The sequence below is a fragment of the Erwinia sp. Eh17-17 genome, assembly GCF_039675725.1.
In the GTDB taxonomy this organism is placed as follows: Bacteria; Pseudomonadota; Gammaproteobacteria; order Enterobacterales; family Enterobacteriaceae; genus Erwinia.
Genome location: NZ_JBDFQT010000002.1, coordinates 504394 through 517664 on the forward strand (window position 1 = coordinate 504394; position 13271 = coordinate 517664).

14 protein-coding genes and 1 riboswitch are annotated in these 13271 nt (G+C 57.2%); of the genes, 6 read left to right on the forward strand and 8 right to left on the reverse strand.

Going from position 1 to position 13271, the window contains the following annotated elements; translation table 11 throughout:
* The first annotated feature begins 267 nt into the window (after positions 1-267).
* Positions 268-1410: an MFS transporter gene (locus ABEH87_RS07685; RefSeq protein WP_346575407.1), complete on the forward strand. Its 1143-nt coding sequence runs from the start codon at positions 268-270 to the stop codon at positions 1408-1410.
* Between the two features lie 36 nt (positions 1411-1446).
* On the opposite strand, the gene ABEH87_RS07690 is transcribed toward ABEH87_RS07685, so the two are convergent.
* Positions 1447-1836, reverse strand: coding sequence for a YbhQ family protein (locus ABEH87_RS07690; protein ID WP_346575409.1), 390 nt, complete (start codon positions 1834-1836; stop codon positions 1447-1449).
* Positions 1837-2017: 181 nt separating this feature from the next.
* Here ABEH87_RS07690 and ABEH87_RS07695 point away from each other — a divergent pair, with 181 nt between their 5' ends.
* The 3 genes from ABEH87_RS07695 to ABEH87_RS07705 are packed head-to-tail and all read left to right on the forward strand — an operon-like array spanning position 2018 to position 4970.
* Positions 2018-2779, forward strand: coding sequence for an endonuclease/exonuclease/phosphatase family protein (locus ABEH87_RS07695; RefSeq protein WP_346575411.1), 762 nt, complete (start codon positions 2018-2020; stop codon positions 2777-2779).
* Positions 2776-4020 carry a cardiolipin synthase ClsB gene (gene clsB, locus ABEH87_RS07700; RefSeq protein WP_346575413.1) on the forward strand — a complete coding sequence of 415 codons (1245 nt, stop codon included), beginning with the start codon at positions 2776-2778 and terminating at the stop codon, positions 4018-4020. Before ABEH87_RS07695 ends, clsB begins: the two co-directional genes overlap by 4 nt.
* Positions 4020-4970, forward strand: coding sequence for a lysylphosphatidylglycerol synthase domain-containing protein (locus ABEH87_RS07705; RefSeq protein WP_346575415.1), 951 nt, complete (start codon positions 4020-4022; stop codon positions 4968-4970). The genes clsB and ABEH87_RS07705 overlap by 1 nt, the downstream gene beginning before the upstream one ends.
* 72 nt (positions 4971-5042) lie before the next feature.
* Here the strand turns inward: ABEH87_RS07705 and ABEH87_RS07710 are convergent, their stop codons facing one another.
* A complete protein-coding gene (locus ABEH87_RS07710; RefSeq protein WP_346575417.1) occupies positions 5043-5753 on the reverse strand; it encodes a Bax inhibitor-1/YccA family protein in 711 nt (236 codons plus the stop codon).
* Between the two features lie 248 nt (positions 5754-6001).
* Here ABEH87_RS07710 and ABEH87_RS07715 point away from each other — a divergent pair, with 248 nt between their 5' ends.
* Entirely contained in the window at positions 6002-7948 is a 1947-nt protein-coding gene (locus ABEH87_RS07715) for a methyl-accepting chemotaxis protein (protein WP_346575419.1), read from the forward strand.
* Positions 7949-8141: 193 nt separating this feature from the next.
* Here the strand turns inward: ABEH87_RS07715 and ABEH87_RS07720 are convergent, their stop codons facing one another.
* The 6 genes from ABEH87_RS07720 to moaA all read right to left on the reverse strand — a co-directional run bounded on the left by ABEH87_RS07720 (position 8142) and on the right by moaA (position 11967).
* Complete coding sequence (locus ABEH87_RS07720; RefSeq protein WP_346575421.1) at positions 8142-9230, reverse strand: DUF1615 domain-containing protein; 1089 nt, start codon at positions 9228-9230, stop codon at positions 8142-8144.
* A gap of 36 nt (positions 9231-9266) precedes the next feature.
* Positions 9267-9725: a molybdopterin synthase catalytic subunit MoaE gene (gene moaE, locus ABEH87_RS07725; protein ID WP_346575422.1), complete on the reverse strand. Its 459-nt coding sequence runs from the start codon at positions 9723-9725 to the stop codon at positions 9267-9269.
* 1 nt (position 9726) lies between these two features.
* Entirely contained in the window at positions 9727-9972 is a 246-nt protein-coding gene (gene moaD / locus ABEH87_RS07730) for a molybdopterin synthase sulfur carrier subunit (RefSeq protein ID WP_346575424.1), read from the reverse strand.
* Positions 9965-10450, reverse strand: a complete 486-nt coding sequence (moaC, locus tag ABEH87_RS07735; RefSeq protein WP_346575426.1) for a cyclic pyranopterin monophosphate synthase MoaC — start codon at positions 10448-10450, stop codon at positions 9965-9967. The genes moaD and moaC overlap by 8 nt, the downstream gene beginning before the upstream one ends.
* The gene (gene moaB / locus ABEH87_RS07740) at positions 10451-10966 is read right to left on the reverse strand and encodes a molybdenum cofactor biosynthesis protein B (RefSeq protein ID WP_346575428.1); all 516 of its coding nucleotides are present in this window, start codon (positions 10964-10966) and stop codon (positions 10451-10453) included.
* A 14-nt stretch (positions 10967-10980) separates the two neighbouring features.
* On the reverse strand, positions 10981-11967 hold the full coding sequence (gene moaA / locus ABEH87_RS07745) for a GTP 3',8-cyclase MoaA (protein WP_346575430.1): 987 nt from the start codon (positions 11965-11967) through the stop codon (positions 10981-10983).
* Positions 11958-12094, reverse strand: a riboswitch (molybdenum cofactor riboswitch). (Overlaps the previous gene by 10 nt.)
* Before the next feature lie 165 nt (positions 12095-12259).
* Here moaA and yvcK point away from each other — a divergent pair.
* A complete protein-coding gene (gene yvcK / locus ABEH87_RS07750) occupies positions 12260-13168 on the forward strand; it encodes a uridine diphosphate-N-acetylglucosamine-binding protein YvcK (RefSeq protein ID WP_346575432.1) in 909 nt (302 codons plus the stop codon).
* Positions 13169-13271: the final 103 nt, after the last annotated feature.

Below are 13271 nucleotides of genomic sequence, written 5' to 3' on the forward strand. Positions count from 1 at the left end.
TTGACTGACTCCGGATCCGCCCTGACCGCATAGCGGTGTAGTTTCCAGGGGGAGAGTTGACGCCAGGATCATTCCTGACGCTTGAATGAGAGCACAAACCACGGTGCGGAAGCTCGGCATTATAACAGATCACCCCGCCCCACAGGGAGTTATTCTTTTCGAGTTATCCGAAAATGCGCTACAGGCTGTAACAGCACACAAACGATCACTTGCGGTATCGCAGCACGCATTAACATTACGACACATTTTGTCATACCAGGATTAACCATGAAGCTGTTACTTCCCCTGATTGCGCTCCTGCTTTTAGGTCTTAATTTGCGCCCCGTGCTGGCACTGCCGGGCCCCTTGCTGGCATCCATCCAGCAGGACACCGCTTTATCCAGCAGCGCGGCGGGTCTGTTAAGCATGTTGCCGGTCATGGCGATGGGGCTGTGCGCACTGGCTGGCAGCTACCTGCAACGCTGGCCGGGAACCTTTCGCGGTGTGCTGCTGGGGGCGCTGATTATTGCTGCCGCCTGCACGCTGCGCGGATTCTGGTGGCAACCCGCCGGACTGATCGCCACCGCCCTGCTGGCGGGCATTGGTATTGCGCTGGTGCAGGCCCTGTTGCCGGGCTGGATCAAACAGCACTACCCGCAGCACAGCAGTCGTCTGATGGGGCTTTATACGACGGCTATCATGGGGGGTGCCGCGCTGGCAGCGGCCAGTGCAGCGCCGCTGGCGCAGGCCATCAGCTGGCAGAATACGCTGGCGCTGTGGGGATTACCCGCCCTTCTGGCGGCCGTGATGTGGTATCGCTGCGGTAACATGGCGGTATCGGAAAAAACGCTGGCGGTGGCTCCCCCTCCCCCGCTCAACCGCCGGGCCTGGCTGCTGATGGTTTATTTCGGTATCGGGACCGGGGCCTATACTCTGGTGCTGGCCTGGCTACCGCCCTTTTTCGTGCAGCAGAGCTGGTCACCTCAGCACAGCGGCTATCTGCTGGCCGGGCTGACGCTAACCGAAGTTGTCGCCGGGCTGCTGGTTGCCGCTCTGATCCCGCGTTTTCACGACCGTCGTCACCTGCTGATACCCGTGCTGGGTCTGGTGCTGGGTGGGCTGATGTGCCTGATGATCGCGCCCTCTGCGCTGGCGCTGCTGGCAATACTGCTACTGGGCCTGGGGATTGGCGCACTGTTTCCACTCTCGCTGATTGTCACGCTGGATCATGCGGTAACGCCGCAGCAGGCGGGTAAGCTGATGGGGTTTGTACAGGGGGGTGGTTATATGATCGCCAGCCTGATGCCGCTTCTCGCTGGCGTAATCCGTCAGGTATTGGGGGACTTACAGCAGGCGTTCAGCGTGATGGCGCTGGGTGTGGTGGTTTTACTGGTGATGACGCTGTGGCTGAAACCGCAGGCGGAGAAGTAATAAAACCAACGGGCCACCGAGGTGGCCCGTTGGGGTTTAGCGTGGACGCTGACTCGGCTGCGCTCGCTCTTTTACCAGCAGCGACACCAGCGCGGGACCCGCCAGCATCACAACACCTGCCACACACAGCAGCAGGTTATTGTGGATAACCCGTGACAGCACCAGCAGCACCAACATCGCGGCGCCAAAATAGTACGTGGTGGTCACGTCTTCCAGAAAATCGCCAATGCGCCGCAGGCGCGGCAAACGCTGGGTCAGTATCATCGCGGCAAATACGCTGGCATACATCGCCAGTAAAATCATGCTGACCTGCAGCAGCGCCTGATGTTTCCACCCCCACACCAGTGCGGCGATCAGCAACAGGTGCAGTGCGATATGTACGCAGGTTTGTCCAGTGACAATCTGAATACGATTAGACCATTTCATGCTTTTCTCCCGGCAGCCTCAGCAGAGGTTGCCCAGCGGGTTACTGACACCGGCCAGTAACGAATTTCCTCAGACTAACGTAGTTTTCGGAATAAACTGCAAATTAACGCATATCTCGCCACACTTTTGTGACAAAGACTACACTTTACCCTTCATTAATTCTGAAGGTAGTGTCATTAGTATGTCACAAAAAACGCAAGGATTTTCATTTAAAGTCCTGACGATTAACACACATATGGGTTTCAACGCCTTTAACCGTCGCTTTATTCTGCCCGAACTGCGCGATGCGGTGCGGGCTACAGGCGCTGATATCGTGCTGTTACAGGAAGTGATGGGCAGCCATGCTCTGCACGAATTGAAAGTGGATAACTGGCCCGAAACCCCACATTACGAATTTCTGGCGGACACCATGTGGAAAGACTTTGCCTACGGGCGCAACGCAATCTACCCGGAGGGGCACCACGGTAACGCCGTGCTGTCACGCCTGCCGATCGTGGATTACCACAACCGCGACATCTCGGTTCCGGATACGGAGAAACGCGGCATTTTACACTGTCAGATCCAGGTGCCGGATTCTGCGGTGATACTGCACGTTCTCTGCGTGCATCTCGGCCTGCGTGAGTCTCACCGTGCACAGCAGCTGAAAAAGATGTGTCAACTGGTCAACGAGCTGCCAGCGGATGCTCCGGTAGTGATTGCCGGAGATTTTAACGACTGGCGTCAGAAAGCCAATGAGGTTCTTAAGCGGGAAGCGGGAATGGAGGAGGTGTTCAGCCGCAAGAATGGCCGCCCGGCGCGTACCTTCCCTGCCCGCTTTCCTCTGCTGCGCCTTGACCGCATCTATGTGCGTAATGCCGGTATCAGTCATCCGCAAACTATCCCGTTACGCCCGTGGTCGCATCTTTCCGACCATGCGCCGCTCGCCGTGGAGATCCACCTATGAATATGGAATGGCGTGAGGGCAACCAAATCAGGTTGCTGGAAAACGGTGAAGAATTTTTCCCTCAGGTATTTGGCGCCATTCAGCGCGCACAGCACAGCCTGCTGCTGGAAACCTTTATCCTGTTTGAAGATGAGGTTGGCAAGGCGCTGCATGCGGAACTGCTGGCGGCCGCAGAGCGCGGGGTAAAAATCGAGATGATGGTGGATGGCTACGGCTCTCCCGATTTATCAGACGAATTTGTCCATAGCCTGACGTCGCTCGGCGTGCGTTTCCTCTACTACGATCCGCGCCCGCCGCTGATGGGCATGCGCACCAATCTCTTCCGTCGCCTGCACCGAAAAATCGTGGTGATTGACGGCGTGATCGCTTTTGTCGGCGGGATTAATTATTCCGCCGAACATAACGCCAGCTATGGTCCTGAGGCCAAGCAGGACTACGCGGTTCAGGTAAAGGGCCCGATCGTCGATGATATTGCGCGTTACGTTCAGCAGGAGATGGGAAGCGAACAAAAACAGCGGCGCTGGTGGGACCACCGTTCGCACCGCCCGGCGCGTAATGCCTCGCCCGGCGATGCGCAGGTTCTGCTGGTGTATCGCGATAACGACAGCCACCGTGATGATATTGAACAGCACTATATTGAGATGCTGAAGAGCGCGAAGCAGGATGTGATCATTGCTAATGCCTACTTTTTCCCCGGCTATCGCCTGCTGCGTGAAATGCGCCAGGCCGCTCGCCGTGGGGTTCGTGTACGGCTTATCGTCCAGGGCGAGCCGGATATGCCGATTGTCAAAGTGGGCGCAGAGCTGTTGTATAACTATCTTGTTGAAGGCGGTGTGGAGGTCTATGAATACTGCCGTCGCCCGCTGCATGCCAAAATTGCGGTACAGGATACCCAGTGGTCTACCGTGGGTTCCAGCAATCTGGATCCGCTCAGTCTGTCGCTGAACCTGGAGGCCAATCTGATTATCCACGACAGTGACTTTAATCAGCAGGTACGCGATAACCTGGAAGGTCTGCTGTCAGCCGACTGCCAGCGGGTGCTGGAAAGTCAGCTGCCGAAGCGCAACTGGTGGCAGCTCAGCAAAAATATTGTGGTGTTTCATTTCCTGCGCCACTTTCCGGCAATTGCCGGCTGGCTGCCTGCGCATACGCCTAAACTCACCCAGGTTACCGCCCCGGTTCAGCCGGAGATGGAAACCCAGGATCGTATTGAAACCGAAAATGGTGAGGCAAAATCCTGATGGCAACCTCTTCTTTACTCTGGAAGCGCACCCGAAAAGTCCTGACCGTGCTGTTCTTCATCGCGGTGATTGTGCTGCTGGTCATTTACGCCCGCCAGGTGGACTGGAAAGAAGTCTGGCAGGTGGTGGTGAACTATAACCGCGTGGCGATTTTCGGATCGGTGGCGCTGGTCATCGTCAGCTACCTGACCTACGGGCTGTACGATCTGATTGGCCGCGCCTACTGCGGGCATAAGCTGGAAAAACGCCAGGTGATGCTGGTGTCCTTCATCTGCTATGCCTTTAACCTGACGCTGAGTACCTGGGTGGGCGGCGTGGCAATGCGCTACCGCCTCTATTCCCGCCTGGGCCTTGACGGCAGCACGATTACGCGCATTTTCTCGCTCAGCATTGCCACCAACTGGCTGGGCTATGTGCTGGTCGCCGGGGTGGTATTCAGCGCCGGGATGGTCAGCGTACCCGAAGGCTGGTTTATTGGTGCGGGTACGCTGCGCGTGACGGGCATGGCTCTGCTGGCCTTTGTGGCGGTCTATCTGGCGCTGTGTGCGTTTTCAAAGCGGCGTCACTGGACCGTGAAAGGGCAAAAACTGGCCCTGCCTTCGCTACGGATGGCGCTGATTCAGTTTGCGGTGTCCAGCGCGAACTGGCTGGTAATGGGCGCGATTATCTGGCTGTTGCTGATGCAGAAGGTTGATTTCCCACAGGTGCTGGGGGTGTTGCTGATCAGCAGTATCGCCGGGGTGATTATTCATATTCCTGCCGGGATCGGCGTCCTGGAGGCGGTGTTCCTCGCACTGTTGCAGGGGGAGTCCATCTCGCACGGGGCGATTATCGCCGCCCTGCTGGCGTACCGAATGCTCTACTTTATTGCCCCACTGTTACTGGCGCTGGTGCTCTACCTGTGGCTGGAAAGTCGGGCGAAGTCGCTGCGGGCCAAAAATTTAGCGTAAACCGGGGGCGACCGAAAAGGAAGGTCGCCCCTGCTATCGGGGCGGACCTTGTTTTACAGTTCGCCCATGCCGTTAACGGCGGTTGCCAAAAATACGCAGCAGCATCAGGAACAGGTTGATGAAGTCGAGATACAGCGTCAGCGCCCCCATAATGGAGAAGCGGCGCAGGTTCTCTTTATCATCCACATCAATGCCTTCACCGATGTTTTTCAGCTTCTGAGTGTCATACGCCGTCAGGCCGACAAACACCACCACCCCGATATAGGTCACCGCCCACATCAGCGCCGTGCTCTTCAGCCAGATATTGACCAGCGAAGCCAGGACGATACCAATCAGCGCCATAAACAGCATGCTGCCCATACCACTCAGGTCGCGTTTCGTGGTGTAGCCCCACAGGCTCATGGCACCAAACATCCCGCCGGTGACCAGGAAAGTGCTGGCAATGGAGGAGTAGGTGTACACCAGGAAAATGCTGGCCATGGTCAACCCGGTCAGCGCGGAATAGAGCATAAACAGCCCGGTCGCCACGGCACCGCTGAGCTTATGCACCATTCCGGACAGCACAAACACCAGCCCCAGCTGCACGATAATCAGACCGAAGAAGGTGATGCGGTTGGCAAACACCAGCTCCATCACCTGCGGCGTATTGGCTGCATACCAGGAAATAAAAGCGGTCAACAGCAGTCCACAGGTCATCCAGCCATAAACCTGCGCCATATAAACAGACAGGCCGGTGCTGGCGCGCTGCACAATCGAATCACTGGAACGTGGATATCGGTCCATGATGCTCCCCTTATCAGGTAAATGAAGAAACGAATAAATTCTCTGTCAGTCTGGCACATTCTGCCCCGTCTGCGCCAGCCTGCATCTGTGCTCTTTCAGGCACTTTGATTGCGCATTGAATATATTGCGAAAAGAAACTATCACCGGATAAAGATCGCGCAACTTTTGCCGATAGATCGCTCACAGGGAGTTTTTTGTTACAGGAAGTCACACAGCGATTACTTTATTGCCACATCGGGGGAAGTCAGATGCAAAGTCAGTCGGTTCCAAAAAAGAAAATGAGTACCCGCACGCTGATGCTGCTGACCGGGGTGCTGACGATCACCCTCGGTTTCAGCGTAACTATCGGCCTGCTCAGCTGGCAGTCCAGCAAGGAACAGAGAAAGCTGGCGGAAGACTATCTCGGACAAATTGCCCAGAGCCAGGCGCTGGCAGTACAGAATGAGCTGGATTATGCCCGCACTGTTGCCACCTCCATGGGGCAGAGCCTGGTCGGTCTGCGCGCTTCCGGCATCACTGACCGTGCAGTAGCCGAACAGCAGATGATCTATGCGCTGAAGCTTAACCCCAGCTACCTGTCGATGTCGGTCGTTTTCGAACCCGATGCGTTTGACGGCCGCGATGCCGAATTTGCCAGCCAGCCAGGCTCCCCGCCGGCAGGACGTTTTGCCCGCTTTGTTGACCGCGATCAGGCCGGCAACTATAAAGCGCACTTAATGGGGTCCTTCCTGACGCCGGGCCAGGGGGATTACTACCTGGTTCCGCGTAAACTCGAACGCGATACCCTGACCGAGCCCTACAGCTACGCCTACAACGGTGTTCCAACCCTGCTGACGTCGGTTTCTGCGGTGATTATTGACGACGGGAAATTAAAAGCGGTCACCACCTCTGACATCTCCCTTGCCTCGCTCCAGCAGCGCGTCAGTAAGATCAAACCGTGGGAAGGCAGCGGCTATGCGATGCTGATTTCCACCGCGGGTAAAGTGGTTTCCAGCCCGGTGAAAGACGATGCCGGCAAGCAGTACAAAGGCGAAACGGACGGATTCACCAGTAAAATGGTGCAGCGCTTCGACCCGGTACTGGGCGAAGAGGTGCTGCAAACCTGGCGTCCGGTTACCGTCGGCAACAGTCAGACCTCCTGGTATCTCAGCGTTGTGGCGCCGGTCGATCTGGTGATGGCCGCCGCTAACCGTCAGCTGATGTACGCGCTGATCATGATGCTGGTGAGCATTACCGTGGTGTGTGGCGTGCTGGGCATCATCTTCAGCCGTAAAGTGGCCACCCCGATCGGCGGGGAACCGCGTCAGGCGGCCGATATCGCGCTGGCCGTGGCAGAGGGCGATCTCAGCGCCACCATCCCGGTTAAAGCGAACGACCAGCAAAGTATTTTCTTCGCCATGCAAACCATGCAGCATCAGCTGCGTAACATGGTCAGTGAAATTATCTCGGCCAGCGATTCGGTGCGTCAGGGCGCTGAAGAGATCGCCAGCGGCAACCTCGACCTCGCTTCGCGTACTGAACAGCAGGCAGCAGCCCTGGAAGAGACGGCCGCGAGTATGGAACAGCTGACGGCGACGGTGAAACATAACGCCGATAACGCTCATCAGGCCACCGCGCTGACCGAAAATGCCACCGACATCGCCCAGCGCGGTGAGCAGCTGGTGTCGCAGGTTGTGCAGATCATGCAGCAGATTGACGAAAGCTCGCAAAAAATCGGTGCTATCACCAGCATCATTAACAGCATTGCGTTCCAGACCAACATTCTGGCTCTCAACGCGGCGGTTGAAGCCGCACGCGCCGGGGAACAGGGGCGTGGTTTCGCCGTGGTCGCGGCAGAAGTCCGCAATCTGGCCCAGCGCAGCGCCAATGCGGTGAAGGATATTTCAGCGCTGATCAGCGAATCCACGCAGCGTGTCGATCATGGCGTAACGCTGGTGCAGAGCGCCGGGAAAACCATGCAGGAAATGACGCAGGCGGTGAATTCGGTCAAGACCATTATCGGCGAGATTGTGCATGCGTCGGATGAGCAGTCGCAGGGTATTGGCCAGGTGACCGTAGCGGTGAATCAGATGGACGGCGCAACACAGCAGAACTCGGCGCTGGTTCAGCAGATGTCGGCTGCCGCCGCGTCGCTGGAAGACCAGGCGAAAACGCTGGCGCAGACCGTGCAGATTTTCAAACTGGAAACGGTATAGATTGGGTTGATCCGGGCTGACCGAAAAAAAAAGGTCAGCCCCTACACCGAAAAAAAAGGTCAGCCCCTACACCGAAAAAATGGTCAGCCCCTACACCGAAAAAAAAGGTCAGCCCCTACACCAATCTTTATCCGTAGGGGCCGATCTTTTTTTCCGATCGGCCCGCTGTCTGACATATTCCCGATCGGCTGTTTTAATTACGCTGCAAACAACTCTGATAACGGCTGTTCACGCGCTGGGCAAACCATGCGGTGGTAAGATTTCGCGTAATCTTCGGACTTTCCAGCTTGATCCCCGGTAACACCTCACGCGGCAGTTTTTTTCCGGCGTCTTTTTCAGCCAGAGCAAAAACGGATTTCCACAGGTCGGTTTTCTCGAAGTCGATACTCTCCCCTTTCTCCAGCGCCCGACGGATCGCGCGGTCACTGTAATCCAGCCGTTTAATGGTGCGGACCGCTTTCTCGGTCGAACCGGCACTCTCTGAACCGTAGTTAATCAGGTCACCGTCCAGCGCCAGCTTGATACCGCTCAGGCGGGAAACGGCGGACTGAAATGCCGCATTGCGGCTGGCATACCAGCCAGCGTTAAAGTCAGCAAAACGGTAGAGCGGCGAAGGATAATTTGCCGGATAGCCAAGCAGATGCCGGGTGCCAAACCACATACCGCCCCGACGCGAAAACACCTCGCGCCGGACAGAACCGTCCACCTGATAAGGGTAGCTTTTGGCATTCGCTTCGGCAAACGCGATGCTGACCTGCATCGGCCCGCCGGTGTGAATCGGGTTCAGGTTGCCAAACAGCTTCTGCCCCATCGGCACCATATCAATAAAATCATCAAATACCGCGCTGAGCTCTTTCTCGCTCGACACGTGGTCAAGGCGATAAGCATAACTTTTGCCGTTGGGGGAGTTGATCATCAGTGCGGTGCGCACCAGGAATGACGGGATATGCAGCTGTGCGGCGCGGCGATCGATCTCCGCCCAGGCAATTTTCGGCAGTCCCGGCACCGTCGCATCGGCACTGAAGTTAGACTCCTGCCCGGTGACGGCAATCACCGCGCACAGGTTACTGACGTCAGGCGTTATCTGCTGGCTGTTGAAGGCCACATAAATATCGCTCGCCCAGCCGTCACGGTCCTTCACGTGCGCGGGCAGCAGGTGCGATATCTGGCTTTTTACGTCGGCCGGACGCTGTGCAGGTGATGTTTTCGACGTCTGATGGCTACAGCCCGCCAGCACCAGCAGAGCCAGCGGTAAAAAAGTGAGATGGGGAAAACGACGCATGAAAGTCCTTAGCCAGAGTGAAGGCAAGTGGGATCGCTATTTCCAGCGCTCAGCGGCCTGATGGTCGCTGTCGCGTGAGGCGACCCAGCGGTCACCCTCTGGGGTCGCTTCCTGTTTCCAGAAAGGCGCACGGGTTTTTAACTGATCCATAATGAATTCGGCAGCGTCAAAGGCCGCACCGCGATGCGCACCGCTGACGCCAACCAGCACGATTTCATCACCGGGAAGCAACTCACCAATGCGGTGGACCACCGTGACACGCTGCATGGGCCAGCGCTGACGCGCCTCTGCAACAATCTCTGCCAGCGCCTTTTCAGTCATGCCAGGGTAGTGTTCCAGCCTCAGGGCGCTAACGTTATCACCGAGATTGTGGTTACGTACCTTGCCGGTAAACGTCACCACGGCACCATCAAGGTCAGACGCCGCCAGCCACTGATACTCGTCACTCATGCTGAAGGGGGCGCTGCCGACGCGAATACGCGTATCGCTTTGCATATCAGCCCCCGGTAACCGGTGGGAAGAATGCCACCTCATCCCCGGCGCGGACCGGATGCTGCATCGACACCAGCGTCTGATTGACCGCCGCCAGCAGTTTGCCAGGTTCCAGCGCCAGCGCCCAGCGGTCGCCCTGCTGCGCCAGCTGACTGCGCAGCGCTTCAACGTCAGGATATTCAGCGGGCATTTCCAGACGTTCAGTGCCCACCAGCTCACGCACCTGGGCGAAAAACAGCACGTTAATCATGAGCCACCGCCTGGAAGTCGCCGGATTTTCCGCCGCTTTTGCTCAGCAGTCGGCACTGCTCAATGGTGATATCTTTTTGCACGGCTTTGCACATATCGTAAATCGTCAGCGCGGCGACCGACGCGGCGGTCAGTGCCTCCATCTCAACCCCGGTTTTCCCGGTCAGACGACACAGCGACTCGATGCGCACCCGGTGATGCTCCGGCTCGGCGCTCAGGGTCACTTCCACCTTGCTCAGCAGGAGCGGATGGCACAGGGGAATGAGCTCCCAGGTCCGTTTGGCCGCCTGAATACCGGCGATGCGCGCGGTGGCAAACACGTCACCTTTGTGATGGCTGCCGTCGATAATCATTTGCAGCGTTTCCGGCCGCATCACCACGTAGGCTTCCGCCCGCGCTTCACGCACGGTTTCCTGTTTGGTGGAGACATCCACCATATGCGCCTCTCCGGCAGCATTAATATGCGTTAACTGAGACATTTACGGCTTCTTCACATGCGAAACAAAATTGCAGGGACGGGTACGGGCATCAAGCTGATCGTGGATGATGCGTTCCCAGGCGAGCTGACAGGCGCTGGTCGAACCGGGAACGGCAAGTATCAGCGTTTCATTAGCCATTCCGGCGACCGCCCGTGACTGCAGGGTGGCGGTGCCGATATCCTCATAGGAAATCATGCGGAACAGCTCACCAAACCCCTCGATTTCACGATCAAACAGCGGCAGAAGCGCTTCAGGGGTACAGTTTTTTTCGTTAAACCCGGTCCCGCCGTTAATCAGCACCACCTGCACGTCGCTGCTGGCAATCCAGCGGGAGACGACGGCGCGGATGCGGTAGCGATTATCCGCCACGATGGCGCGATCGACCGCGTGGTGACCGGCTTCGGCCAGCGCCTCGCGCAGATAGTCGCCGGAGCTGTCGGTATCAGCGGTGTGACGGTCGGAGACGGTTAAAACCGCCACGTTAAGGGGAAGAAAATCCATTGTGCTTTTACCCATAAAAACTCCTTAGCTTAACCACCGATAAATGAAAGATTCTGGGTGATGCCGGTATTGCCCTGATGCAGGAAGTGCGTCTCTTTTTTCGTCGTCAGGCTACCGGCAATGCGTGCCTGTAGCTCAGCCTGCTGACTGTCATCGGCCAGCAGGTCGCGCAGCGGCACGCCGCCATCGCCAAACAGGCAGAGATGAAGATTGCCGGTGGCCGACACACGCAGACGGTTACAGCTGGCGCAGAAATCTTTTTCATAGGGCATGATCAGGCCGATTTCGCCCTGATAGTCGGCATGACGGAATACCTGAGCCGGTCCATCACTGCGCGCACGCAGCTGCTGCACCCAGCCCTGTTGCAGCAGCTGGTCGCGGATCACCTGGCCGGAGACATGGTGCTTGCGGAACAGCGCACCACCTTCCCCGGTTTCCATCAGTTCAATAAAGCGCAGCTGGATAGGACGGTCACGAACCCAGGCGAGGAAGGTGTCCAGGCTGTGGTGATTCACATCACGCATCAGCACGGTGTTGACTTTCACCTTGCTGAACCCGGCATCAAAAGCGGCGTCAATACCGGCCATCACTTCGGCAAATTTATTCTGCCCGGTGATGGCGTGAAACTGGCGAGCATCAAGACTGTCCACGCTGACATTCAGCGCGTTCAGGCCGGCGGCCCGCCACTGCGCGATATCGCGCTGCAGGCGGTAGCCGTTAGTGGTGAGGGCTATCTGGCGTATAGAGGGGTTGTCGCGCACCGCCGCAATGATATCGGTGAAATCACGACGCATAGAGGGTTCTCCACCGGTCAGGCGCACTTTTTCAGTGCCCGCAGCGGCGAACGCGCGCGTGACGCGACGGATTTCATCCAGCGTCAGGAAGCTTTTATTGTTCGCACCCTGAGGCTTGTAGCCGTCGGGAAGACAGTACGTGCAACGAAAATTGCACACGTCAGTGATCGACAGACGCAGGTAATAAAACCTGCGCGCGAAGTTATCAGTAAATTGTGGCACCGGTGACACCTTTCCATAAACGGGAGATGCAGTCATTTCTTTCTGCACCCTGGCAACCCGGGGGTTGCGGCCAGGACACCATATCCAGCGGGACACAGGTGTCAGGGCTTAAGTGTGATTTACCGGACATCGGTAAATCGTGATGAGATAAATGTTAACGCTAAAGGTCGATGGTTACCAGCATCACCTTTCGCTGTATATTATGATATATAACGAATTTTCCCGGCCTTTTCGCCGCGCTATAGCGTAAAATAATATTCATAAACCTTTCATAATGATGATGATAGATATTATGCGCAATCGCACGTTAGCTGACCTCGACCGCGTGGTGGCATTAGGGGGTGGACACGGACTGGGCCGTGTGATGTCCGCCCTGTCCCCACTGGGCTCCCGCCTGACCGGAATCGTGACCACCACTGACAATGGCGGATCGACCGGACGCATACGCCGTTCGGAAGGGGGTATCGCCTGGGGTGATATGCGTAACTGCCTCAACCAGCTAATCGCGGAACCGAGTGTGGCTTCAGCCATGTTCGAATACCGCTTTGCCGGGAATGGCGAACTGGCCGGACACAACCTCGGTAATCTGATGCTGAAAGCGCTCGACCATCTCAGTATCCGGCCCTTTGAAGCCATCAACCTGATCCGCAATTTACTGAAGGTTGATGCCTTTCTCATCCCGATGTCGGAACAGCCGGTCGATCTGGTCGCCGTGGATGACGAAGGACACCTGGTGTATGGCGAGACTGAAATCGACCAGATGACAAAGCCGCCGCAGGAGCTGATGCTCTCCCCTGCAGTGAGCGCGACGCGCGAGGCGGTGGAGGCGATTGCAGAGGCGGACCTGATCCTGATTGGGCCAGGCAGTTTTTACACCAGCCTGATGCCAGTGCTGCTGCTGCCGGAGATCGCTCAGGCTCTGCGCCGCACGCCTGCCACAATGGTGTTTATCGGCAACCTGGGTAAAGAGCTCAGTCCGGCTGCCGCAAAGCTGACGGTGACCGATAAGCTGAGCATGATGGAGAGAGCGATAGGTAAACGCGTGATTGATGCGCTGGTGCTGGGGCCCAAAGTCGACAGCAGCCAGATTGACGGACGACTGATTATTCAGGAGCCGCTGGAGGCAGGAGATATCCCATATCGCCATGATCGCCAGCTGCTGCGCCTGGCGCTGGAGCATGCGGTGCAGGCGATGGTGTAACTGGCGGACGATGATAACGCTGCAATAAGGGACGAACGGGAAAAGGCGGGCCCCGCAAAAGACCGGGGCTAAACAGACAGGGCCGATGCTTTTACCCTCGGCC